This window comes from uncultured Paracoccus sp. (assembly GCF_937873615.1).
Taxonomy (GTDB): domain Bacteria; phylum Pseudomonadota; class Alphaproteobacteria; order Rhodobacterales; family Rhodobacteraceae; genus Paracoccus.
In genome coordinates this window covers 125,675-147,387 of the sequence record NZ_CALMYP010000068.1, presented here as the reverse complement: position 1 = coordinate 147,387, position 21,713 = coordinate 125,675, and the positions used below count along the sequence as shown (strand labels likewise).

The window sequence follows — 21,713 nt, the reverse complement described above, 5'->3', positions numbered from 1 at the left end:
CATGCGCCGGCAGCCTGCAATCTGGCACAATGTGAACGGCGTCCTGCTGGCCATGTCGCTGACGCTGCCTGTTGCCGCAAGGGCGGAGCCCTACGAACTTCACCCACAGGACCGGTTGATGATCCGTGTGCTGACCTGGGACTTTCAGGCCAATAACCCCACGGCATGGCAAGGCCTGTCGGGCGAATATACCATCAGCCCCGAGGGAGAGTTGCAGCTGCCGCTGGCCGGCAGCCTGCAGGCCGTCGGGCTGACCCAGTCCCAGCTGCGCGCAGAGATTGCAAACCTCCTGCGGTTGCGCGCCGGGTTGGATGACGCGCCGCAGCTTTCGGTCGAACTGGTGGCAAGCCTGCCGGTCTATGTTTTGGGCGATGTAACCAATCAAGGCGCCGTCGCCTATCGCCCCGGCCTGACCGCGCGGCAGGCCATGTCGCTGGCCGGGGGGCTGTTTCGCGGCCCCGCCGCCCGTGGCCCGGCCCAGATGATCGCCCTGACCGGAGAGCTTGCCGCCGCCGAACAGGCCCTGCGTTCCCTGCAGATCGAAGAGTCGCGGATTCAGAGCGAGTTGGCAGAACTGAGCGGGCAGGTGGGATCCGACGCCTCCCCCGACGACACGACCCAGACGCAGCTTCAGACGGCTGATCGCACAGCCCGGCAGGTTCGCATCGACAGTTATGACAGCCTGCGCGTCATGCTGGAAGAAAAGGCCCTGCGGCTGAACAAGCAACTGGAACTGCGCGACCAGCAAATCGCCTCGACCCGAGAGGAACTGGCCGGCATGACCTCTTTGAACGAACGCGGGCTGGCGGTGAATGCCCGCGTCACCTCTCTGGAAACGGCGCTGACCGATCTGGAAACCAAGCGGCTGGAGCTTGAGACCGCCCTGTTGCTGCTGGATACGCAACTTAATCAGGCAACGCGGGACAGCGATACGATCACCGCCGATGCCATCGCCGAACGCCTGCGCCGCCTGACCGAGCTTGAGGCGGCGATCCCCGCCGCGCGCATTCGCGCGGAAACCGCCCGGCAGCAACTTCGGGCCGAACTGGCCTTCAATGTCGAAACCGACGAACCCGCGCGCGCGCAGCCCGGTTTCCACGTCACCCGGGCAGGAATGACACAACCCGTCGACCCCGACGCGCCACTGCGCCCCGGCGACACGCTGGACATAGCGATCCCGCGCGATCCACCATCTGACAACGCGCCTGACTGAAGCGCCATGACAGAAGGCCATCTTCCCGATTTCATCATTGCCGGTGCCGCGAAATCGGCAACCACCTGGTTGCAGCAATCACTGATGCAATCGCCGCGCGTTTCGATGCCCAGCCATGAGCCGCACTTCTTCTCTCGCCGCTACGAGGAAGGGATCGGTGCCTATCTGGCAGAACTGGGTCCCGCTGGCCCCGGGGTATTGCTGGGCGAAAAATCAAACAGCTACCTCACGGAACCCGCCGCCGCCGGGCGCATTCGCCGGCATCTCCCAGAGGTTCGCCTTATCTTCCAGCTGCGCGATCCGGTCGCCCGCGCCTATTCCGATTACATGATGCTTCTGCGGCGCGGATCGGTTGACCGCGACATTGCCCGCCACCTGCATCCGCGCCATGCCAGCACCGAACGCTTTCTTTCCGATGGATGCTATGCGCAGCACCTGAGCCGTTTCTACGAGTCCTTCGCACCGGAACAGATCCTGCTCTTGCGATACGAGGACATCCTGACCGCACCGCAGACCCAGCTTGACCGTTTTGCCGGCCATCTGGGACTGACGGACAGGCTGGCACCACCTCTGTCAGGACGGGTGAAGGACGCCCGGACCGCCACAGTTCCACGCCCCCTGCGCCGATTGCTCCGCCCGTTTCGGCCCTTGCTGGACCCGGTTCGCAAGACCACACCGATGCGTTGGCTTCGGGGCCTGGTCGCGCGACCTGAAACCTATCCCGAATTCGACACGGATCTGCGAAACGCAGTTGCGGAGTTCTATGCGCCACAGATCGATGCCTTGCAAAAGCTGACAGGTGTGGATTTCACCGCCTGGCAATCGAAGCAGATCTGATTTGTCAACAATAATGTATGGGGGGCTTCATTGCTGAGCGATTCGTCGCCGCAAATTTAACGCCTGTTGAATCTCGTTGAACACGCAAACAATCTTGCTACCGGCTTGAACGCATTACTTAACATTCTCTTATCAGTTGAATTGCATTGAATGGATGCCCATAGGAATCGGCTTAAAAGTCAGTCATGCCTGCCGCTTCCCGGCGTCAAGCGGCGTTTGGCTAAAGTATCAACCATTAACTAATGTTATTTTTTCTACCCATTTGATCCAACGGGTCGCCTTTCGGTCAGGCGTGCGATCATTGGTGTGGGGAGATGCAGTGCTGGTTCTGGGAAACGTTGGTCATCTCCCGGCGCCGTAATGGGTGTTTTTAATGATGATGCATGTCAATAGTGAGTTTTGGCGTCGGCCTGAACGCGCCTACCAGAAAGTCTGCCTTTTCAAAACAGAGATCCGCGCGAATCGAAAACTGGTCATTGCAGATTCGCTGGTGGTCGCCTTGTCCGGTGTCATCGCAACTGTCCTGGCGTCGGGGGCCACGCCCACAGCCGTCTGGCAGGGCGAAATTCTGCCATCCCTGCTGCTTGCGCTGCTGATCGTGATGCCAATCCTCATTGCTGCGGGCCTGTATCGCAGACATCGTCACTCAACGACGATTCTGGGCCTGTTTGCGATGGCACCGACAATCGCCATAGCGGTGCTGAGCTTTGGTCTCGCCGCAAGGGCCTCGGGCCTGCAAACCGTCTTCCCGCTGACAATCTATCCGATCATGCTTCTGCTGCTGCTCACGGGCTTTGCCAGCACGCGGGGCCTTGCGCTGAAGCGGGAAATGTCGCGCCGCAATCGCGGCAAGACAGCGGCACAGGAAACCGCTCCTGTCGTTCTGGTCGGGCTTGGCGCCACCAGCGACCTGTTCCTGCGCGCCGTGCACCAGGGCCTGTCACCCTATGAGGTGATCGGCATCATCGACGATTCAATGGACAGCACCGACCTGTTGTTCCACTCGGTGCCGATCCTTGGCTCGATCCGCGAACCGCGTCCCATCATTGACCGGCTGATGTCTTCCGGTCGGCTGCCTCGAATGCTTCTGCTGACTGAAACGGTGACAAATTTCGACAGTCAGGGCATCACCGCGTTGCGCAACTGGGCCGAGGCGCAGGGGATCAAGGTCCGCTCGCTGCCCAATCTGACCGAACATCAGCCCGCCGGGCTTGCCGCCAATACGCCGACGGTCATCGACCCGGACGACGTGCTGACCCGGCCGCAGAAATCCGTCGAGCTGCAGCTTCTGCGCGACACCTATCGCGGCCAGCGGGTGCTGGTCACCGGGGCCGGCGGCTCGATCGGAAGTGAGCTGGTGCGCCAGCTGGCCTCTCTCGACCCGGCCGAACTGGTGCTGATCGAGAATTGCGAGCTGAACGCCTATCAGGTCGACCGTCTGCTGGCGCGTCATTTCCCGGACGTGCCGCGCAAGCTGCATCTTTGCTGCATCCGCGACCGCGTTCATCTGGAAGCGATCTTCGAGGCACACCGCCCCGACATGGTCTTCAACGCCGCAGCCCTGAAACATGTGCCGCTGGTCGAGGCCAACCCCTGCGAAGGCGTGCTGACCAATGTCATCGGCACCCGCAATGTCTGTGACGCCGCGCGGTCGGTCGGGGTGAAGGCCTTCGTGCAGGTCTCGACCGACAAGGCGGTGAACACGACCAATATCATGGGCGCAACCAAGCGCGTGGCCGAGTTCTATTGCCAGGCGCAGGATCTCATCACCCGCGACCTCGGCTGCGAAACGCGCTTCTTCGCCGTGCGCTTCGGCAATGTGCTGGGCTCCTCCGGCTCGCTCATTCCGCTGTTTCAGGAACAGATCGCGCGCGGCGGCCCGCTGACCATCACCCACCCGGACATGGAGCGCTATTTCATGACCATCCGCGAGGCGGTCGAGCTGACGCTCGTCGCCGCCGCGCAGGGCTTGCGGGCGAAGGACGACAATGGCCGCATCTTCGTTCTGGACATGGGCCAGCCGGTGCGCATCGTCGACATGGCCGAACGCATGATCCGCATGGCCGGCAAGGTGCCGGGCGAGGATATCGGGATCGAGTTCATCGGCATCCGCCCCGGCGAGAAGCTGTTCGAGGAACTTTTCGACCGTGACGAGGTGATCCAGCCGGCGGGTTTCGCCGGGGTGACCTGCGCGATCCCGCATCCGGTGCCGATCCCGCGCCTGCGCGCCGCACTTCTGCGGCTGGAAAACTCGGCCCGCTGCGGCGATGCGGGTGCCGTGCGCAAAGGGCTGGCCGAACTGGTGCCGGGCTTTGCCGAGCCTCGCCCCGCCGCCGAAGCTGCCGTCAATGCCGCGATCAACCGGCCGACCCCGCGTCGGGCGGGCGTCATCGGCGACGGCGACCTGACCGTGCACCCCTTCCCACTACCGAAGCGTCAACCGCAGGTCCTGCATCCCACAGCAGGGCGAAAAGGGAAGGCCCTCGCATGATGCCAGGCAACGAGGTCGCGCTCGGTGCCGACAGCAAGGCACGGACGCAGCAGCGGTTGACGGTTCTTGTCATTGCCGGTCTGGCGTGGTCGCTGGTGAACTTCCGGCTGGACCTGATGCGCCGCATGATCGCCAACGGCCATCGCGTTCTGGCCGCTGCCCCGGATTTCGACACCGAGACCGAAACCGCCCTGCGCGCCGTCGGGATCGAGCCGCTGACCGTGCCGATGCAGCGCACCGGGCTGAATCCTGTCAACGATCTGCAAACCCTTCGGGCGCTGCGCAAGCTGATCCGCGACCGCCGCCCCGACCGGATCCTGCCCTATACGATGAAGCCGATCGTCTGGGGCAGTCTGGCCGCCCGGCTGGAGGGCAATATCCGCTGCCATCCACTGTTCACCGGTCTCGGCTATGCCTTTTCCGAGGCCCATCCGACCGGCAAGCGCCGCCTGATCCGCCGCATCGCCATCGGGCTGCATCGCCATGCTCTCGGCATGATCCAGCTGGGCTTCTACTATAACGATGCCGATCTGGCTGACCTGCGCCGCTTCGGCATGATCCCCGACAGCGCGCGCATGGTGCCGGTGCCCGGCTCTGGCGCCGATACCGAGCGCTTCGCGCCCGCCCCCCTGCCCGACGGTGTGCCGGTCTTTCTGTTCGTCGCCCGGATGCTGCGAAGCAAGGGGCTCGAAGACCTGATCGAGGCCGCCCGTGCCCTGCGCCGCGAGGGTCGCGAGTTCCGGCTGGACCTGCTGGGACCGACCGACAGCAATCCCGATGCCATCGACACCGAAACTTTGCGGGCCTGGAACGATGCCGGCGACGCGATCTGGCGCGGGGCCACCCGCGACGTCCGGCCCTATCTGGCGGCGGCACATGTGCTGGTCCTGCCGACGCGCCTGCGCGAAGGGGTGCCGCGCACCATCCTCGAAGCCATGTCCAGCGGCCGCGCCGTCATCACCACCGACGCACCCGGATGCGGCGAAACCGTGGGCGATGGCGAAGGCGGGTTGGTGGTGCCCATGGGCGATGTGGGGGCGCTCGCTGCGGCGATGCGCCGTTTCCTCGATCATCCCGAACTGGCGGCGAGGATGGGTGCGCAGGCCCGCGCCCGCGTCTGCAAGCGCAATGACGTGCATCTGGTCAACAGGCTGCTGCTGACCGAAATGGGGCTGGAAGGCGATGCGCCGTCGGTCCTGACACCTGACCTCCCGCCCGCCTCCGTGGTCGCGGCATGACCCGAGAGCGTAACCATGCCGGGCCGCCCGGCCGCCGAACTGGAAAGGATAGACCATGAAGACGATCCTGCTCGCGGGGGGGAACGATACCCTGCCAGCGGAGGAAGCCAGCACCATTCCGAAGGCGATGGTCGATATCGGCGGCCGCCCGATCCTGACCCGGGTGATGGAGATCTACAGCCGCTTCGGCCATAGCGATTTCATCGTTGCGACCGGTCATCAGTCGGTGACGATCAAGCAGTTCTTCGCCAATTATCACCTGATGGCTAATGACATCCGGATCACACTGGATACCGGCAAGATCAAGCTGCGCCCCTCGCATGGCGCCGGATGGGAGGTCGCGGTCGTCGATACCGGTGCCTATACTTCGGATAGCGGGCGGGTGCGGCTGTTGCGCGACTGGATCGGCGACGAGACCTTCATGGTCGCCTATGCCGACGGGTTGGGAAATGTCGATATCGGGGCACTGCTGGATTTCCATCGCGAACATGGCAAGCTGGCCAGCGTCACCGCTGTGCGCCCGCAGGCGCGCTTGGGCGGGCTGGAACTGCTGAACTGCCGCGTCACCGCCCTGACCGGCACCCTGCGCGGCGAGGACAGCTGGATCAATGGCGGCTTCTTCGTCTTCGAGCCAACGGTCTTCGACTATCTCGTCGACGATCAGGAACCGCTGGAGGGCGCGCCCCTGGCGCAGCTTGCCCAGGACGGCGAATTGATGGCTTTCCGCCATTACGGCTTCTGGCATCCGATGGACACGATCCGGGACCGCCGCTTCCTGTCGCGCCACTGCACCGCACAGACGCCGCCCTGGCTGCAATTCGACAGCCGCCCGGTCGTCAAGGCGGCGGAATAGACGGGCCGGGATGCGGATCCTGATGATACAGGCCGGCTTTCATGCCGGCGGGGCCGAGAAGGTCATGGCCGCCCTTGCCGCGCATCGCCACGCCAAGGGGGACGAGGTCCATGTCGCCGGCATGGTCATGCCCGAGGGCGGCTCGTTCTTTCCCTATCCCGATGGCGTGCGGCTGCATCTGCTGGCCGCAGGCGCACGGGCCCGTGGCGGCCCGCTCATGCAGCCGCGCCGGGCGCTGGCACTGGCGCGTCTGATCCGGCAATTGCGGCCCGACCTGATCGTCAGCTTCCTGACCAAGGTCAATTGCATGACCCTGATCGCCGCGACCGGAACCGGGATTCCGGTGGTGATCTCGGAACGCAACAACCCGGCGGCGCAATCCTCGCGCGTCTGGCGCCGCTTGCAGCGCCGACTGATGCCGCGCGCGGCGGGTATCGCCATGCAGACCGCAGATGCCGCCGCCGACCTTTTGCCCCGGCAGCGCGACCGCGCCCATATCATCCCCAATCCCTGTCGGCCCGTGGCCTTCGCCCCCGCCCCGCCCGCCGAGGATTGCCGCTTCCTGGCCGTCGGTCGGCTGGTCGAGCAGAAGGGTTTCGACCGGCTGATCGACGCATTCGCCACCCTGCCCGCCGATCTGCCCGCGCGGCTCGATATCTTCGGCGAAGGCCCGCTGGAACAGGCGCTGAACGCCCGGATCGAGGCACATGGCATGGCCGGGCGCATTCGGCTGGCCGGCCTCGCCGGTTCGGCCTCGGACTGGATGGGGGCGGGCGATGTGCTGGTGGTCGCCTCGCGCTATGAAGGTTTCAGCAATGTGCTGGCCGAGGCCACCTGTTCCGGCCTGCCGGCCATCGGTTTCGACTGCCGTTACAGCATTGCCGAGCTGATCCGGGATGGCGAGAACGGGCTGCTGGTGCCTGATGGCGATATCCCGGCGCTGACAGCGGCCATGGCGCGGATCGCCGGCGATCCGGCGCTTCGGCTGCGGCTTGGCCAATCGGCGCAGCTTATGGCCGACAGGCTGGCGCCCGGGCGGATCATGGCGCAATGGGATGCGCTGATCGCCGAGGCCGCCCGGCAGGGCCGCGCCGCTCAGCCGCTGGCCAGCACCGCATCGAGCTGATCGAAACTGTCGATGATGACATGCGCGGCATGTGCCGCATCGGGCGGGCTGCCGTCATGGACCCGCCCGGGCCGCAGGATCTGCACGCAGAGCCAGCCCATGCGCCGCGGCGTCACGAAATCCTTCGCGCCATTATCGGCGACATAGACGCAGCGCCGCCCGCCCGCCGCATCGGCAATCGCCTCATAGGCGCGGGGATGCGGCTTGCCGAAGCCCGGCCCCCATTGCCCGGTCGGAATCACCTGATCGAGGAAAGCCGCAAGACCGAGCGCCGCGATCTTGGCACGCTGCATCGCCTCGGGCCCGTCGGTGATCAGCCCGAAGCCATCCCGTCCCCGCAGGAACCGCGCCGCATCCGGGCAAAGCGCGATCTGCGGGCTGTGGCCGCGATAGATGGCGACCAGTTCGGGCACGGATTGCACCCCCTGCAGGCCGCAGCGACGCAGCGCCTCGTTGAAGATGGCGGGCCGATGCGGACTGTCGAACAGGGCGCCGCACAGGGCTGCAAAGCCCGGTATGCCGTGACGGGCGGCAATGACATCGCCCACGGCGCTGAATCCGCTGAAGGCGAAGTCACGCTCCAGATAAAGCGTGTCGTCGAGGTCGAAGACGATGCGGTCAGCCGGTGAAGACGGCATCGTCGTAACGCAGCATGGTCACGCCCGCGCGCCAATCGTCATTGGCGGCAGGCGGCAGGCCCCTCGCCTCCTGCACCAGCCAGTCGGCGAAGCGCGCGCCGGCATGATGGGCAAGGGGATAGCCGCCGCCGAAACGGGCGTTGATCTCGATCACGCAGGGACCGCGCAGGGGATCGTCCATGACCTGAAAGCACATGACGCCGCGCGCCTGCGGCAGGGCGCGGTGGATGCCCTCGGCCAGGGCGCGCAGATCGGCCCGACGCTCGGTCCGGCCCTTCTCGACCTCGCCGGCGCGGGTCTGGATGCGCAGATGCGGCACCACCGTGCGCAGCGTGCCGGCGCGGTCGATGAACATATTGACGGTATATTCCGGCCCCGACAGCACCGGCTGGAACATCATCGGCTCGGGATAATCCGCCAGAAGCTGATCGGGGGTCTGATAAGTGCCAAGGCCCCGGCTGGCGCTGCCGCCGACCGGCTTGCCGAAGACCGGCCAGTCGAGGCGGGTGGGATCGGCGCGCAGTTCAGCCTCGGTGCAGCTTGGCGGGACCGGCACGCCGGCCCCAGCCAGAAGCTGCATGGTGCGCAGCTTGTCGCGGACGGCGGCGATCACGCCGGGCGGCGAGACATGGACATAGGCGCCCGCCTGCGCCAGCCGCTCGGCGGCAGCGGCATATGCGGCAAGCTCGGTGTCGATGGTCGGCACGATCAGGCGGATGGCATGGTCGCGCACGATTTCCTCGATCCGGTCGATGAAGCCGGGATCGGTGCAGCGCGGCACCCGATGCGCGTGATCGGCCAACTGGCACCCGGCTGACAGATCCGGCGCCAGGTCGCAGCCATGCACGGTGACACGCGCACCCGGAACCTGCTGAAAGGCGCGCACGAGCGCGCCGCGCCGCCCGGCCGAGGAGATCAGGACCGGGACGCCCCCGGTCATCCGTCGATCCCGTAATAGTCGCGATACCAATCCACATAGGCCCGGACCCCGTCCCGAACCGAGGTTTTCGGCGCATAGCCGGTCAGCCGCCGCAAAAGCGCCGTGTCGGCCCAGGTCGCGGGCACATCGCCAGGCTGCATGTCCATCATGTTCTTCACTGCCTTGCGGTTCGAGGCCGCCTCGATCGCGGCGATGAAATCCATCAGCTGCACCGATTCGCCATTGCCGATATTGACCACCCGCCAGGGCGCCACCGGCGACAGGCTGTCGCCTTCGGCGATCTGGTCGGGGCTTGCGGGCCGCACGGGCGCCGCGTCGATCAGCAGCCTGATCGCGCGGACAAGATCGGTCACATAGGTGAAATCGCGCCGCATGTCGCCATGATTGAAGACCTTGATCGGCCGGTCCTCGAAAATCGCCGAGGTGAACAGGTAAGGCGCCATGTCCGGGCGCCCCCAAGGTCCATAGACGGTGAAGAAGCGGAACATCGTCGTCGGAATATCGAAAAGATGCGCATAGCTATGCGCCATCGCCTCGTTCGACTTCTTGGTCGCGGCATAGAAGGACATCTGCGTATCGACCTTGTCGGTCTCGCGATAGGGCATCTCGGTATTGGCCCCGTAGACCGAGCTGGTCGAGGCCATGAGAAGATGCTTCGGCTTATGCGCCCGCGCGGCCTCCAGCAGTTCGAAACTGCCGATCAGATTGGCCTCGACATAGGCGCGCGGATTCTCGATCGAGTAGCGGACGCCGGCCTGCGCGGCCAGATGCACCACCGCCTCGGGTTTGTGTTCGGCGAACAGCGCCATCAGCAGGCCCGGATCCTCGACCTTGCCGCGAATGCCGCGATAGCGGGGATTTGCGGTCAGGCGCGCCTCGCGCGCGGCTTTCAGCGCCGGGTCGTAATAATCGTTATGACTGTCGAGGCCGATCACCTCATGCCCCTCGGCCAGCAGCAGTTCCGAAAGATGATAGCCGATGAACCCGGCCGCCCCGGTCACCAGAACCCGCATCGTGTCGCCCATAGTCGTCCTTACCCTTTATCCGGCAGCCCTTGCCCGACCCATAAAATCAGGTCTCGGGCGCTTTGTCTCGCCCGGCGGCATCTTCTCTTTGGCCGGTTGCCGTCGCCGGCCCGGAAGGTGCATTGTAAGGTGAGGACCCGCCTCAAGGAGTACCGGCATGGAAGAGCCGTCGCGGCGAACGCTCTGGGCGCGGATGTCCCGCAATATGAGCTGGACCTTCGCCGGGCAGCTGTTCATCTCGCTGGCGGCGGTGGCGACGCTGTTCATCACCGCCCGCGCGCTCGGGCCGGCCAGTCTGGGCATTCTGGCCCTGGTCGAATCCTTCGTGCGCATCGTCGATCTGATCCTGCGGATCGAGCCGTGGCAGGCGGTCATGCGCTATGCCATCCAGGCGCAGGAGCGCCGCGATGAAGCGGCATTCGCCCGGCTGATCAAGCTGTCGCTGCTGATCGACGCGGCCGGCGGGCTGCTGTCGGGGTCGGTCTGCATCCTGGTGGGTCATGTCGCCGCCACATGGGTCGGACTGCCGGAGGGCGCCGGGGCGCAATATATCGCCGTCTTCGCCTGCGGGCTTTTCGTGTCCTTCCGGCCGACGGCAACGGCGGTGCTGCGGATATACGACCGCTTCGACGTGCTCGCACGGATCGACATGGCCTCGGCGGTGCTGCGCTTCGTCCTCAGCCTGCTGGCCTGGCAGGCCGGGCTGGGGCTTTGGGCCTTCCTGCTGATCATGCTGATCCAGAGCCTGCTCGACGGCACCGTCTGCCTGATCTTCGCCCTTCGCGAGATGCGCCGGCGCGGCCATCACGACCTGCTCGGCGCGCATGGGCTGGCCGCGATCCGGGAAAACCCCGGCATCCTGCGCTTCATGTGGAATTCGAATTTCAACGTCATCCTGCGCCAGTCGGCCAACCGCGTCGACGTGCTGGCACTTGGCGCGCTGACCAATCCGACGGCGGTCGGGCTTTACCAGCTTGGCAAGCGGGTCATGAACCGGGCGACGAAGCTGGCCGGCCCGGTGCGGCAGGTCATCTATCCCGAACTGTCGCGGCTGTGGGAACAGGGCAAACGGGCGGCGTTCAACCGCCTGATCCTGACCGTCTCGCTGGCGATTCTGGTTCTGCAACTGATCGTCGCCATCCCGGTCATGCTGAATATCGAGCCGATCATCCGCGCCGTCTTCGGCCCGCAATATGCAGGTGCGGGGCCGGTGATGAATATCCTGCTGGCCTCCTCGATCGTCTTCGCCTCGGGCGTGGCGCTGAACCCGGCGCTGCTGTCGATGGGCAAGGACCGGCTGCTGGTTACGGTCACGCTCGGCTCGACCTTGATCTTCGCGGCCTCTTTCCTGCCGCTGGTCCATTTTTTCGGGGTCGAGGGGGCGGCGCTGAGCAACCTTCTGTTCAACCTGGTCTGGACCGCCGGCTGCACCTATGGCCTGCGCCGGGCGCGGGCTTAAGCGTTTTCGGGCCAGTAAAGCCGCGTCGGGTTGTCGACCAGCAGGCGTTGCAGGGCGGCAGCGTCCGGCGCGATCCCGGCCAGAAGATCGACGAGCGCACCGTCATCCGGCATGTCCTTCCTGATATTCGGATGCGGCCAATCGGTCCCCCAAAGCGTGCAGTCCGGGAAGCGCGCCACCAGATCACGCCCGAAGGGCACCGCATCGGCATAGGGCGGACCCTGCCGGGTGATGCGTTCCGAGCCGCAGACCTTTACCCAGAAACGCTCATCCTCCATCAGTTCCAGAAGCATCCGATAGGCCGGCTGATCCAGCCCGGCCGAGGCATCGACGCGGCCCATATGGTCGATGACCATGGTCACCGGCAGTGATTTCAGAACCGGGGCGAGGGTTTCCAGTCGATCCGCCTCAAAATGGACGACGGCATGCCAGCCAAGCGGGGCGATACGTTCAGCCAAGGCGCACACCGTATCGATATCGGCATCCTTGCCCAGATGGGTGACGAAGTTGAAGCGGATACCGCGCACGCCGCCCTCGTGCAGGCGCTTCAACTCGGAATCGCTGATATCACGCCCGACCATGGCCACGCCGCGACAACTGCCGTTGGATCTGGCGATAGCGTCCAGCATGGCGGCATTGTCGGTCCCGTGGCAGCTTGCCTGCACCAGAACCGTGCGGTCGAGGCCAAGCAACCCGTGCAATTCCTCAAGCTTTTCCCAGGGGGCATCGACGGGCGTATAGGTCCGGGTCGGCGCGAAGGGAAACTGCGCGGCGGGGCCGAAGACATGGCAATGCGCGTCGCAGGCACCTTTCGGCAGTTGCAGCCTGGGGCGCGAGGGATTGGGGTGGAAGGGCAGGTTTTCGGAACTCATCATCAACCTCGGGTCTCAAGGGGGCGGGACGCCATTGTGCGGCGGAAGATCAGGGCAAGGCCCGCCAGACCGATCAGCCGTGCCGCCAGCGTGACGGGATCGGTTGCGGTGATGGCGGTCGGCCACAGGACCAGCAGGGAAGACGCGACCATGGCGCCGCGTTCGGCCCCGCCAAGCGGGCGCAGGAACCAGCCCGCGAAAGCGACGGTAAGCGAGGACAGCGCCACCGTCGCCAGCACCACCGACAAGGCGATCTGGATGCCTGTGCCGATCATCAGCAGGCCCGGCATGGTCACGAAAAGGAACGGCACCAGCAGTTTGACAAAGCCCAGCCGGATCGCCTGAACCGCCGTCGCATTGGCCTCGGCCCCGGAAATCGAGGCCGCCGCATAGGCCGCCAGTGCCACCGGCGGCGTGATCGCCGAGACCAGGCCGAAATAGAAGATGAACATATGCGCCGAGATCGCCGGCAGACCCAGTTGCGTCAGCGCCGGTGCGATCAGCACCGCCAACAGAAGGTAGGCGGCCGAGGTCGGCAGCCCCATGCCAAGGATGAAGGACACCACCGCCGTCAGCAGCAGGATCACCCAGATGCTCTCTCCGCCAAGGTCGAGGATCAGCCCTGACAGCATCAGCCCCAGCCCGGTCAGGTTCAGAACACCGATGACCACGCCCGCCGCCGCCACCGCCGCAACGATGGGCATGACCGATACCAGCGTCTCCTTGCAGACCTGCACGAGACCGAGGGGACCGATGCGCGTCTCGGCCCGGAAGATCGAGACGACAAGACCGGCGACAAGGCACAGCACCGCCGCCCGCGTCGGCGTATAGCCCGCGAACATCAGCACGATCAGTGCGATCAAGGGCAGCAGCAGATAACCGCGCCGGATCAGCGTCTCGCGCAGAAGCTCCCAGCCGGCATCGCTGTCGCGTTCCAGCCCCAACCGCCCGGCCTCCAGCCAGACGGCGATCATCAGGGCCAGCACATAGAGAAGACCCGGAATCAGCGCCGCGAGGGCGATCTGGGGATAGGGCACGCCGATGATCTCGGCCATCAGGAAGGCCGCGGCACCCATGACCGGCGGCAGGATCTGCCCGGCCGAGGACGCCGCCGCCTCGATCGCGCCGGCCAGCGTCGCGCTATAGCCCGAGCGTTTCATCAGCGGGATGGTGAACGTGCCGGTCGTCACGACGTTGGCCACCGCGCTGCCATTGATCGTGCCCAGAAGGGTCGAGGACAGCGCCGCCGAAAGCCCCGGCCCACCCCGCGTCCGCCCGGTCAGTCCGCGCGCGATGTCCACGAATACCTCTCCGGTGCCGATCTTCATCAGCAGCCCGCCCAGAAGCGAGAACAGGAAGATATATTCGACCGCCACCCCCATCGGCACGCCGTAAACCCCTTCGGTCGACAGCATCAGGGTCGAGGTCAGCCGGCGCAGGTCATAGCCGGAATGGCCGTATTGGCCGGGGATGAGATAGCCGAACCAGGCATAGGCCAGCGCCGCCGCCATCATCACCACGAGCGGCCAGCCGACGGTATTGCGCACCAGCGTGAACAGCGCGGCCATAAGGCCGACGAAAATCCACAGGTCCGGCGGCGTCGACATGGCGCCGCGCATGACGATGTCCATATAGCTTTCGCGGATGTGAAAGCCCGGAACCAGCACGATCAGCGCCAGCATATAGAAGATGGCGCGCATCCAGGGCTGATCCCGGGTGAAGCCAATCGCCGCCAACCCGGCCGAGGCCACAAGCGAAAAGAACAGCGCCCGCAGGATCAGCGCCGTGATCAACCCGAAATACGCGCCATAGATGACGAGTGCCGTGACCGCCACCGCCAATCCCGAGAAATATAGCGACAGGGCGATCCGCTCGCCCCTGCTGCGGCCGGTTTCGGGGGAAAGCCCGATGGCGTCCAGTATCCTGTCCATGATCGGCCCTCCCCCCTGCGCCGCTTATTGCTTGCCGGCGAAATAGGCGTCGGCGCCCGGATGCAGCGGGATCGGCGTGTTCGGCCCGGTCTCCAGCGAAATCGCGGCGGCCTGTGGGTGGACCTGCGCCAGCTCGGCGAGATTGTCGAAGATCGCCCCGGTCAGTTGCTGGACAAGCCCGGCATCGGTCGCCTCGGCCACCATCAGCGTCGCCGGATCGTTGATGACCGTCACCGGCGCTGTCTGGTCGGAATAGGTGCCAGCCGGAATGTCATAGGGCTGGTAATAGGGATAGTCGGCAAACAGCTTCTCGACCTTGGCCGGGTCGAGCGACAGAAGCACCATGTCTTCCTGCGCGTCGAGGTCGATCAGCGCGGCGGTCGGCGCCCCGGCCAGCACCACGGCGGCATCGACCTGACCGTTGGTCAGGGCCGCGACACCTTCGGTATAGGACAGGAACTGCGCCTTGGACGGCTCGAAGACGCCGTATGCCTCCAACAGGCGCTGCGCCAGAACGGCAGAGTTGGAGCCGGGCGGGCCAAGTGCCACGCGCTTGCCAGCCAGATCGTCCAGCGTGGCGATGCCAGTGCCGCCGGTCGTCGCGATCTGCAGGACAGCCGGATACAGATAGGCCATGCCGGCAACCGGCAGCGGCGTGCCGTCGAACGGCCCCTGCCCGTTCTTCGCTTCATACAGCGTCGAGGACGATGACAGGCCCATGGTCAACTGCCCCTCGGCCACGCGGCGGACATTTTCCACTGAAGCGCCAGTGACCTCGGCCCGGGCGGTAAAGCCGTCCAGATGCTTGTTGATCACATCGGCGATACCGGCGCCGATGATATAGAACAGCCCGCCAGTGCCGCCGGTCCCGATCGAGACGCGTTCCTGCGCGGCGGCGGGCATGGCAAGGCCAGCCGCCAGCAGCGCGGCGGTCATGGTCAGTTTGATGGTCATGGTCTTCCTCCCTGGAGTTATCGGTCTATTCTGCGGCCTCCGCCCGTACCGGCTGCAAGGCGCACAGGCTGGCATGGGTCGCGGCGACGAGTTGGGCGATAGCCGTCTCGTTCTCCTCAGCCGAGACGGAGCCGCCGGACAGGCGGGCGATCCGCTCGGGATTGATGAGCGTGTAATAAAGCGCGCCGAGCAGGAAATGCGTCCGCCAGACGATCTCGCCTCGGGTCGCGCCGGGCAGGCATTCGGCAATCGCATCGATAAAGCAGCCGGTCGTGTCATCAAAGGCACGGGCGATGATGTCGCGCGCCGCCGGATCGCCTTCGGCTGAAAGCAGCGCACGCATCCGGGTAAAGCGCCGCCCGCCGCCCGACAGGTCGGCAGAGGAGCTGAAAGCCGGCAGCAGATAGGCGCGCAGCACCGCCGTCAGCCGGTCCGAAGGGTCGGGGATGCGTATCGCTTCGCCCAGCAATTCAAGGCGTCGGGCATTCATCGGGCGGGTGTGACGGTCATAGATCGCGGCGAGGATGCCGATCTTGTCACCGTGGTGATAGGTCACGTTCGACACCACCACACCAGCCTGCCGCGCGATTTCGCGCAGCGACACGGCGGAAAATCCGCGCTCGGAGAACAGCGCTTCCGCGACTTCGAGGATTTGCACCCCCGTATCCAGCTTCTGGGCAGAATTACGCATGATTCACCCCCCTCCCGAATGTGCGTATCACACTTTAGAACAGATGTTCAAACTTTAAATACAGATGAACCTGTGGCCAGCCGGAGCCGTCGCCAAAGAAACGAAAAGGGCAGGATGGATCAGACCGGAACCACGCTGCGCCGCTTGATCGATTCCAGCACCACATTGGTCTGCGCGCTTTCGATGGCGGGCAGGCGGAACAGGAAATCGTCCAGGAAATGCCGATAGGCGGTCATGTCGGCGCAGAGCACGCGCAGGTGGTAATCGTATTGCCCCGTCGTCGCAAAGCATTCGACCACCTCGGGGCGGACGGTCAGTTCGGTCATGACGCGCTGCACCGCCTCGCGGTCGTGGCGGGCCAGACGGACATGAACGATGGCATGAAACTCCAGCCCCGCGCGGTCCGGGTCCACGGTCGCCGCGTAACCGGAAATCACGCCCGCCTCCTCCAGCATGCGGACACGCCGCCAGCAGGCCGAGGGCGACAGGCCGACGCGTTCGGCCAGTTGCGCATTGGACAGCCGGCAATCCTGCTGCAAGGCCCGCAGAATCGCGCGATCCAGATCTTGGAGGTCAATCCTGTCAGACATGAACATTCATTCGGTAAAGTTTTCCGGAACCTGCGCCATAACATATGATCTTAGACCAAATTTACCAGCGATTCCCGCTTATCCTGACCGGATGGACATGGGAGGCACGCATGCTGGATCAACCGACCCCGCACAGCTACGCATTGGAAGACCGCTATGACGCCGCAACCGGCCGGGTCTTTCTGACCGGAACGCAGGCACTGGTGCGGATCCTGCTGGATCAGGCGCGCCGCGACCGGGCGGCGGGGCTGAAGACCGCCGGCTATGTCTCGGGCTATCGCGGTTCCCCCCTCGGCGCGGTGGATCAGGAGTTGTGGCGGGCGAAGAAGCGGCTGGCGAAGGATGACATCACCTTCCTGCCGGCGGTGAACGAGGATCTGGGCGCAACCGCCGTGCTGGGCTCGCAACAGGCCACGCTGGACCCCGATGCGCGGGTCGAGGGCGTCTTTGCCATGTGGTATGGCAAGGGGCCGGGGGTCGACCGCTCTGGCGATGCGCTGCATCACGGCAATGCCTATGGTTCTGCGCCGAAGGGCGGCGTGCTGGTGGTGGCGGGCGACGATCATGGCTGTGTGTCGTCCTCGATGCCGCACCAGTCCGATGTCGCCTTCATGTCCTGGTCCATGCCGGTGCTGAACCCGGCCTCGGTCGCGGAATACCTGTCCTTCGGCGAATACGGCTTCGCATTGTCGCGCTTTTCCGGCACCTGGGTCGGCTTCAAGGCGATCTCGGAAACCGTCGAATCAGGGGCGTCGGTCGAGTTGCCCGATGATCGCGCCTTCACCATCCCGCCCTTCGATCCGCCCCCCGGCGGGCTGCATGTCCGCCCCGCCGACCTGCCCAGCCCCGAGATCGAGACCCGCCTGACCCACAAGCTGCGCGCGGTCGAGGCCTTCGTGAACGCCAACCCCATCGACCGGCGCATCTATGACGTGAAGTATGCGAGCTACGGCATCGTCACCACCGGCAAGGGCCATCTCGACCTGATGGAGGCGCTGCGCCTGCTGGGTCTGACGGAAGACGAATGCCGCCGGCTTGGCATCGACATCTACAAGGTCGGCATGGTCTGGCCGCTGGCCCGCCGCGACGCGCTGCGCTTCGTGCGCAACAAGGACGAGGTGCTGATCGTCGAGGAAAAGCGCGGCATCATCGAAAGCCAGTTCAAGGAACATTTCTACGACTGGCCCGGCGACAAGCCGCAGGCCATGGTCGGCAAGCATGACGAGACCGGCGCCAACCTGATCCCCTTCGCGGGAGAACTGTCGCCGCGCCTGCTGGCCCCGATCGTCGCCGAGCGTCTGCACCGCCATTTCCCGGGCGAAAACCTGCCCGCGCGCGCCGCCGCACTGGCGCAGGTTCCCGACCTGACGATGAATGTCGCGGGCGCAACCCGAACGCCCTATTTCTGCTCGGGCTGTCCGCATAACACCTCGACCCGGCTGCCGGATGGCTCGATGGCGGCGTCGGGGATCGGCTGTCACGTCATGGCCAGCTGGATGGATCGCAATACCGTCGGTTACGCGCAGATGGGCGGCGAGGGCGTGCCCTGGATCGCGCGGCAGGCCTTCAACGGCGGCAAGCATATCTTCCAGAATCTCGGCGAAGGGACGTGGTATCACTCCGGCTCGCTGGCGATCCGTCAATCTGTCGCGGCGTCGGCGAATATCACCTACAAGATCCTCTATAACGACGCCGTGGCCATGACCGGCGGCCAGCCGGTCGACGGGCCGGTCAGCCCCGCCGCCATCGCCCAGTCCTGCCGGGCCGAAGGGGTGGACCGCATCGCCGTTGTCAGCGATGCGCCCGAGAAATTCGACCGGTCGGAATTCCCGGACGACACCAGTTTCGAGCATCGCGACCGGCTGGACGCCGTGCAGCGGGAATTGCGCGACATCCCCGGCGTCACCGTGCTGATCTATGAACAGACCTGCGCGACCGAGAAGCGCCGCCGCCGCAAGCGCGGGCTGATGGAAGACTCGGCCAAGGCTGTGGTCATCAACAGCCGCGTCTGCGAAGGCTGCGGAGATTGCTCGGTCGCCTCGAACTGCCTGTCGGTCGAGCCAGTCGAGACCCCGTTCGGCCGCAAGCGCAGGATCAACCAGAACAGTTGCAACAAGGATTTTTCCTGCATCGGTGGCTTCTGCCCCAGCTTTGTCACCATCGAAGGCGCCACGCGCCGCAAGCCGCAGGCGGCCGATCTCGACATGGAGGCGCTGCTGACCGACCTGCCCGAGCCGGCCTTGCCCTCGCTTGTCGAACCCTTTGACCTGCTGGTCGGCGGGGTCGGCGGCACCGGGGTCGTGACCGTGGGCGCGCTGATCACCATGGCCGCGCATCTGGAAGGCAAGGGTGCAAGCGTGCTGGACTTCACCGGTTTCGCGCAGAAATTCGGCACCGTGCTGGGCTATGTCCGGCTGGCAGAGGCACCGTCGCAGATCAACCAGTTGCGGATCGAGACCGGCTCGGCCGATGCGGTGATCGGCTGCGATGTGGTGGTGGCCTCGGCGCCGAAGGCCTCGGCGCTTTATCGGCGCGGCACGCGGGTGGTGTTGAACACGGCCGAGATGCCGACCGGCGATCTGGTGCTGAACCGCGACGCCGATCTGCGGGTCCCGGCACGACTGGCCGCCATCAGGGCGGCGGTTGGCGGCGACAATGTTCAGGGCTTCGATGCCAATCGGATCGCGCAACGCCTGCTGGGCGACAGCGTCTTCGCCAATGTCATGATGCTGGGCTTTGCCTGGCAAGCGGGCCTTGTGCCGGTCGGGCTGCTGTCGCTGCAACAGGCCATCGTGCTGAACGGCACCGCCATTGCCGCCAATCAGCGCGCCTTCAACCTTGGCCGGGTTCTGGCCGCAGCGCCTGAACGGTTGCCGCTGGAAGACCCTCAACCCGCGCCAGAGACCTTGGACCAGCTTCTGAACCGCTTCACGGCAGAACTGACTTCTTACCAGAACATCGCTTACGCGAGCCGTTTCATGGACCGGATCGCCACGTTCCAGGCCGCCTTGCCCACCCTGTCCGCAGGCGAGGCCGAGGCGCTGACCTGGCTGGCCGCGCAATCGCTGTTCCGGTTGATGGCCTACAAGGACGAATACGAAGTCGCCCGGCTGCTGACCGCGCCCGAATTCACCGACCGGTTGGCAACGGATTGGGAGGGCGGGCGGATTGTCTATAACCTCGCCCCACCCTTCCTGCCCGCGCGCCGGGATGCGCGCGGCCGCCCGGTCAAGCGCCGCTTCGGCAACTGGCTGACCCCGGCCCTCAAGGCATTGGCGCGTGGCAAGGCGCTGCGAGGCACCGCCCTCGACCCGTTCGGCTGGATGGCCGAACGCCGCGAGGAACGGGCGCTGATCGGCTGGTACGAATCCCTTCTCGACCGCCTGCCGGCGCAGATCAGCGAGGCGCGGCTGGCGGAAGCCCGTCAGGTGCTCGGCGCGCCGATGCAGATGCGCGGCTATGGCCCCGTCAAGGCGGCGGCCATCGCCGGGCACCGCGAGGCTGCCGAAACCGCATTGAGCGGGCTTCAGGCAGATTGACCAAGATGTTCGATCAGGAGGGCGGAAATGTCGTCCTCCTGCCTGCCGCCGGTATAGGCGAGAACCGACCAGACCATCGCCTCAAGCAGTCCAATGCCCGAGGTCGCACGATTGGTGCGCATGATCGTTGCCAATCCTTCCTCGCCCAGCACCTCGCCGGCCTTGCTGGTCGCGTCCAGCAATCCATCTGAGGCGATCAGCAGCCGGTCACCGGGACCGAGCTTCACGGTGATTTCCTCATAGGCAGCATTCTCAACGACGCCGATGGGCAAGCCGCCATTGCCCAGCACTTCCATGTCACCATTCGCGCGCTGAACGACAGGGTGCGGATGGCCGGCCTGAACCATGCGCACCTCTCCACTGACATGATCGACCACCGCGTAGATCATGGTGAAATAGCTGTCGGTATGAAAATCCGTCAGCATCAGGTGGTTCAGATAGCGCGCCAGCATCACCGGCGGACGAGAATCGTAGAGGCCCAGATCATTGATGAACAGGGCGACATTCTGATCGAGCGAAGCCGAAAACTGCGTCGCCAAACGTGCGGTCAACAGGGCTGCGGCGACCCCGTGCCCCGAAACGTCGATGGCAAAGACGCCGAAGCGCCGGGCGTTTATGGCGAAGCTGCCGGCCAGATCACCGCCGACATGCCCGGCGGGTCGCAGCATCTTGGAGACCGAGACATCGCCAAACCGGACCTGCCGTTCGCCCATCAAACCCTGCTGCAGACGGCGCGCCTCGCTCAGGTCCCGGTCCATGTCTGCCTGAACCTGGCGCAGCGATTCCAGCGTGTTGGTCAGTTGCGCCGTCGCCCGCTGCGCCTCGTCCTTGAGCCGCAGAATACGTTCCGCTGCACGCATCCGCGCGAGCAGGTGGGTCGCATCGACCGGCTTGGTCAGAAATTCATCGGCGCCGCATTCCAGCCCGAAAGCCATGTCCGCCGGCTCTGCCTTCGAGGTCAGCAGGATGAAATAGATGAACGCGTTTTCGCGGGTCTTGCGGATTTCGCGACAGAGTTCCGGGCCGGTCATACCCTCCATCATCCAGCCGGACAGGATGAAATCCGGCATCCGCTCGCGACAAAGCTCCAGCGCTTCGGTCGCTGTCGCCGCTTCGACGACCTCGTAATCGGCATGGGCCAGATGGATTGCGAGTTGCCGGCGTTGGGCGGCACTTTTGTCGACCACCATGACCCGACGCCGCCATCGCAGCGCAGGAACCGAGGTATTTGATTGAAGAAGGCCGACCGTCTGCATGGCACCCTGATAGCGCGGACCTCCTAAGCGAAGGTAAATTGGCGCAGGAAAATAGAAACG

Annotated in this window: 17 protein-coding genes; 8 read left to right on the top strand and 9 right to left on the bottom strand. The window is 65.2% G+C overall.

Translation table 11 applies throughout. The features are described from left to right. Position 1 precedes the first annotated feature (1 nt). The 6 genes from Q0330_RS18540 to Q0330_RS18515 all read left to right on the top strand — a co-directional run bounded on the left by Q0330_RS18540 (position 2) and on the right by Q0330_RS18515 (position 7,758). The gene (locus Q0330_RS18540) at positions 2 to 1,213 is read left to right on the top strand and encodes a polysaccharide biosynthesis/export family protein (RefSeq protein WP_299483156.1); all 1,212 of its coding nucleotides are present in this window, start codon (positions 2 to 4) and stop codon (positions 1,211 to 1,213) included. A gap of 6 nt (positions 1,214 to 1,219) precedes the next feature. Beyond that, positions 1,220 to 2,050, top strand: a complete 831-nt coding sequence (locus Q0330_RS18535) for a sulfotransferase (protein ID WP_299483153.1) — start codon at positions 1,220 to 1,222, stop codon at positions 2,048 to 2,050. Between the two features lie 499 nt (positions 2,051 to 2,549). Next, entirely contained in the window at positions 2,550 to 4,541 is a 1,992-nt protein-coding gene (locus Q0330_RS18530; protein WP_299483150.1) for a nucleoside-diphosphate sugar epimerase/dehydratase, read from the top strand. Next, positions 4,538 to 5,779, top strand: a complete 1,242-nt coding sequence (locus tag Q0330_RS18525) for a glycosyltransferase family 4 protein (protein WP_299483146.1) — start codon at positions 4,538 to 4,540, stop codon at positions 5,777 to 5,779. The genes Q0330_RS18530 and Q0330_RS18525 overlap by 4 nt, the downstream gene beginning before the upstream one ends. Positions 5,780 to 5,834: 55 nt before the next feature. Then, complete coding sequence (locus Q0330_RS18520) at positions 5,835 to 6,632, top strand: glucose-1-phosphate cytidylyltransferase (protein ID WP_299483143.1); 798 nt, start codon at positions 5,835 to 5,837, stop codon at positions 6,630 to 6,632. Between the two features lie 10 nt (positions 6,633 to 6,642). Beyond that, positions 6,643 to 7,758, top strand: a complete 1,116-nt coding sequence (locus tag Q0330_RS18515; protein WP_299483140.1) for a glycosyltransferase — start codon at positions 6,643 to 6,645, stop codon at positions 7,756 to 7,758. On the opposite strand, the gene Q0330_RS18510 is transcribed toward Q0330_RS18515, so the two are convergent. From Q0330_RS18510 to Q0330_RS18500, 3 genes are read right to left on the bottom strand one after another with little or no spacing between them, the layout of a single operon-like run. Further along, on the bottom strand, positions 7,728 to 8,396 hold the full coding sequence (locus Q0330_RS18510; RefSeq protein ID WP_299483137.1) for an HAD family hydrolase: 669 nt from the start codon (positions 8,394 to 8,396) through the stop codon (positions 7,728 to 7,730). The two genes, Q0330_RS18515 and Q0330_RS18510, sit on opposite strands and share 31 nt — an antisense overlap. Beyond that, complete coding sequence (locus tag Q0330_RS18505) at positions 8,377 to 9,336, bottom strand: ATP-grasp domain-containing protein (RefSeq protein WP_299483134.1); 960 nt, start codon at positions 9,334 to 9,336, stop codon at positions 8,377 to 8,379. The genes Q0330_RS18510 and Q0330_RS18505 overlap by 20 nt, the downstream gene beginning before the upstream one ends. Next, positions 9,333 to 10,361 carry a GDP-mannose 4,6-dehydratase gene (locus Q0330_RS18500; RefSeq protein WP_299483131.1) on the bottom strand — a complete coding sequence of 343 codons (1,029 nt, stop codon included), beginning with the start codon at positions 10,359 to 10,361 and terminating at the stop codon, positions 9,333 to 9,335. Before Q0330_RS18500 ends, Q0330_RS18505 begins: the two co-directional genes overlap by 4 nt. Positions 10,362 to 10,518: 157 nt before the next feature. On the opposite strand from Q0330_RS18500, the gene Q0330_RS18495 reads away from it, so the two are divergent. After that, the gene (locus Q0330_RS18495; protein ID WP_299483128.1) at positions 10,519 to 11,820 is read left to right on the top strand and encodes an oligosaccharide flippase family protein; all 1,302 of its coding nucleotides are present in this window, start codon (positions 10,519 to 10,521) and stop codon (positions 11,818 to 11,820) included. Here Q0330_RS18495 and Q0330_RS18490 read toward each other — a convergent pair. The 5 genes from Q0330_RS18490 to Q0330_RS18470 all read right to left on the bottom strand — a co-directional run bounded on the left by Q0330_RS18490 (position 11,817) and on the right by Q0330_RS18470 (position 16,858). Beyond that, positions 11,817 to 12,692, bottom strand: coding sequence for an amidohydrolase family protein (locus tag Q0330_RS18490; RefSeq protein WP_299483125.1), 876 nt, complete (start codon positions 12,690 to 12,692; stop codon positions 11,817 to 11,819). The genes Q0330_RS18495 and Q0330_RS18490 overlap by 4 nt on opposite strands. A gap of 2 nt (positions 12,693 to 12,694) precedes the next feature. After that, a complete protein-coding gene (locus Q0330_RS18485; protein ID WP_299483122.1) occupies positions 12,695 to 14,623 on the bottom strand; it encodes a TRAP transporter fused permease subunit in 1,929 nt (642 codons plus the stop codon). Between the two features lie 24 nt (positions 14,624 to 14,647). Beyond that, positions 14,648 to 15,577, bottom strand: a complete 930-nt coding sequence (locus Q0330_RS18480; RefSeq protein WP_299483119.1) for a TAXI family TRAP transporter solute-binding subunit — start codon at positions 15,575 to 15,577, stop codon at positions 14,648 to 14,650. A gap of 25 nt (positions 15,578 to 15,602) precedes the next feature. Continuing rightward, on the bottom strand, positions 15,603 to 16,268 hold the full coding sequence (locus Q0330_RS18475) for a TetR/AcrR family transcriptional regulator (RefSeq protein ID WP_299483117.1): 666 nt from the start codon (positions 16,266 to 16,268) through the stop codon (positions 15,603 to 15,605). A gap of 119 nt (positions 16,269 to 16,387) precedes the next feature. After that, positions 16,388 to 16,858 (bottom strand): Lrp/AsnC family transcriptional regulator, encoded by a 471-nt coding sequence (locus tag Q0330_RS18470; protein WP_299483114.1) that lies wholly within the window; start codon positions 16,856 to 16,858, stop codon positions 16,388 to 16,390. A 110-nt stretch (positions 16,859 to 16,968) separates the two neighbouring features. On the opposite strand from Q0330_RS18470, the gene Q0330_RS18465 reads away from it, so the two are divergent. Continuing rightward, a complete protein-coding gene (locus Q0330_RS18465) occupies positions 16,969 to 20,397 on the top strand; it encodes an indolepyruvate ferredoxin oxidoreductase family protein (RefSeq protein WP_299483111.1) in 3,429 nt (1,142 codons plus the stop codon). On the opposite strand, the gene Q0330_RS18460 is transcribed toward Q0330_RS18465, so the two are convergent. Beyond that, positions 20,385 to 21,587, bottom strand: a complete 1,203-nt coding sequence (locus tag Q0330_RS18460; protein WP_299483108.1) for a SpoIIE family protein phosphatase — start codon at positions 21,585 to 21,587, stop codon at positions 20,385 to 20,387. The two genes, Q0330_RS18465 and Q0330_RS18460, sit on opposite strands and share 13 nt — an antisense overlap. Positions 21,588 to 21,713: the final 126 nt, after the last annotated feature.

Bases quoted from the DNA above. Each gene is read 5' to 3' on its own strand.
- Q0330_RS18460 (WP_299483108.1), bottom strand. From the start codon at position 21,587: ATGGTGGTCGACAAAAGTGCCGCCCAACGCCGGCAACTCGCAATCCAT.
- Q0330_RS18490 (WP_299483125.1), bottom strand. From the start codon at position 12,692: ATGAGTTCCGAAAACCTGCCCTTCCACCCCAATCCCTCGCGCCCCAGG.
- Q0330_RS18525 (WP_299483146.1), top strand. From the start codon at position 4,538: ATGATGCCAGGCAACGAGGTCGCGCTCGGTGCCGACAGCAAGGCACGG.
- Q0330_RS18470 (WP_299483114.1), bottom strand. From the start codon at position 16,858: ATGTCTGACAGGATTGACCTCCAAGATCTGGATCGCGCGATTCTGCGG.
- Q0330_RS18510 (WP_299483137.1), bottom strand. From the start codon at position 8,396: ATGCCGTCTTCACCGGCTGACCGCATCGTCTTCGACCTCGACGACACG.
- Q0330_RS18495 (WP_299483128.1), top strand. From the start codon at position 10,519: ATGGAAGAGCCGTCGCGGCGAACGCTCTGGGCGCGGATGTCCCGCAAT.
- Q0330_RS18515 (WP_299483140.1), top strand. From the start codon at position 6,643: ATGCGGATCCTGATGATACAGGCCGGCTTTCATGCCGGCGGGGCCGAG.
- Q0330_RS18500 (WP_299483131.1), bottom strand. From the start codon at position 10,361: ATGGGCGACACGATGCGGGTTCTGGTGACCGGGGCGGCCGGGTTCATC.
- Q0330_RS18540 (WP_299483156.1), top strand. From the start codon at position 2: ATGCGCCGGCAGCCTGCAATCTGGCACAATGTGAACGGCGTCCTGCTG.
- Q0330_RS18520 (WP_299483143.1), top strand. From the start codon at position 5,835: ATGAAGACGATCCTGCTCGCGGGGGGGAACGATACCCTGCCAGCGGAG.
- Q0330_RS18535 (WP_299483153.1), top strand. From the start codon at position 1,220: ATGACAGAAGGCCATCTTCCCGATTTCATCATTGCCGGTGCCGCGAAA.
- Q0330_RS18480 (WP_299483119.1), bottom strand. From the start codon at position 15,577: ATGACCATCAAACTGACCATGACCGCCGCGCTGCTGGCGGCTGGCCTT.
- Q0330_RS18465 (WP_299483111.1), top strand. From the start codon at position 16,969: ATGCTGGATCAACCGACCCCGCACAGCTACGCATTGGAAGACCGCTAT.
- Q0330_RS18475 (WP_299483117.1), bottom strand. From the start codon at position 16,268: ATGCGTAATTCTGCCCAGAAGCTGGATACGGGGGTGCAAATCCTCGAA.
- Q0330_RS18505 (WP_299483134.1), bottom strand. From the start codon at position 9,336: ATGACCGGGGGCGTCCCGGTCCTGATCTCCTCGGCCGGGCGGCGCGGC.
- Q0330_RS18485 (WP_299483122.1), bottom strand. From the start codon at position 14,623: ATGGACAGGATACTGGACGCCATCGGGCTTTCCCCCGAAACCGGCCGC.